The 1,661-nt window shown below is 44.0% G+C and carries 1 protein-coding gene and 1 pseudogene; both read left to right on the top strand.

What is annotated here, in order from left to right; genetic code table 11:
- On the top strand, positions 1-1,387 hold a 1,387-nt coding region (tssC, locus tag R7070_RS24770; RefSeq protein WP_318141347.1), incomplete at its 5' end, for a type VI secretion system contractile sheath large subunit.
- 55 nt (positions 1,388-1,442) lie between these two features.
- Positions 1,443-1,661 (top strand): annotated as a pseudogene (locus tag R7070_RS24775) (type VI secretion system contractile sheath large subunit); the annotation flags it as partial.

Consider the following 1,661-nt stretch of genomic DNA (forward strand, 5'->3'; position numbering starts at 1 on the left):
AGAAGAGCTGATCAAGACACTGACTGAAGAAGCGATGAAGGGGACGGTTTCTTGGAATAAAAACCTAACCGTAACTTTCCGTGAAGCGATTAATTTGCTTGATAGACAGATTTCAGAGCAGCTTTCTGAAGTTATGCACCATCCTGAGCTACAAAAGTTAGAAGGCTCATGGCGTGGGCTGAATTACTTAGTCATGAATTCTGAGACAAGTTCTACGCTGAAAATTCGCATGATCAGCATCACGAAGAAAGAGCTTCATAAAGACTTAAGTAAAGCGGTTGAATTCGATCAAAGTCAAATCTTTAAAAAAGTGTACGAATCTGAATTTGGTAGCGCTGGTGGTGAACCGTATGGTGCTTTAATTGGTGACTACGAGTTTACAAACCATCCAGAAGATATTGAGTCTTTGCGTTTAATGTCGAATGTTGCTGCTTCGGGTTTCTCACCATTCTTGTCTGCTGCTTCTCCTGCGCTATTTGGTTTTGATGAGTGGACAGAACTATCTAAACCGCGCGATTTAGATAAAGTCTTTGAGTCGTTGGAATATGCGCAATGGCGCTCTTTCCGTGAAAGTGCAGATTCTCGTTTTGTAAGCTTAACGATGCCTAAAGTATTAGCTCGCTTGCCATACGGCCAAGCTACCTCTCCTGTAGAAGCGTTTGGCTTTGAAGAGTTTGATGTGGATCCTGTGTCGGGTATCGCCGTTAATGCTGATCACAATGATTATTGTTGGATGAACTCATCGTACGTGCTTGGCGTCAAACTGACGGATGCATTTTCTAAGTATGGTTTCTGTACTGCTATTCGTGGCGCAGAGGGTGGTGGTCGAGTTGATAACCTACCAACACACTTCTTCATGAGTGATGATGGTGACCCAGATATGAAGTGCCCAACGGAAATTGGCATTACAGACCGCCGTGAAGCGGAATTGGGTAAACTGGGTTTCTTACCGTTGTGTCAGTACAAAAATACAAACTATGCCGTGTTCTTTGGTGCTCAACCTTGTCAAAAACCAGCAAATCATGAATCTCCAGAAGTGGCAGCAAACGCGGCAATTTCAGCAAGACTTCCTTACATGATGGCAACCTCTCGTTTTGCACATTATTTGAAAGTAATGGCTCGAGATAAGATCGGTAGCTTTATGGAAGCAGAAGACGTTGAATCTTGGTTGAACCGTTGGATTCTTGGCTATGTGAACGCTTCTGAAGGTGGCGGTCAAGAAATTCGTGCGAAATACCCTCTTGCCGACGCTCGCGTACAAGTTAAGGAAATTCCAGGTTCGCCTGGTTCTTACAACGCGGTTGCTTGGCTCAAGCCATGGCTTCAAATGGAAGAGCTAACCACGTCTTTAAGACTCGTTGCTAAAATTCCTCAGTCGGGTGGCTAAATAGAGTTAATGGCTGGTCACTTCGACCAGCCATTAAGCCAAGCTTATGGTAGTTATGACGAAAATAGATGCATTGGACTTTCTAGACCCAGAGGAACTCACACACGAGTTTACACCGATGGGCCTGGCTGAGTTTGACAGTCATTGGTTGACTCAATTTGTTGAATGTTCAGATTCAATACTTGCGGCACGAATTTGGTTCGAAGGCACGCAATCTAAAGATTTTGCGAGTTTTCGCCATAGCATTGTGAGCACGATTAATACCATTGACACA

Source organism: Vibrio sp. 1557, from assembly GCF_033340175.1.
GTDB classification, from domain to species: Bacteria; Pseudomonadota; Gammaproteobacteria; order Enterobacterales; family Vibrionaceae; genus Vibrio; species Vibrio alginolyticus.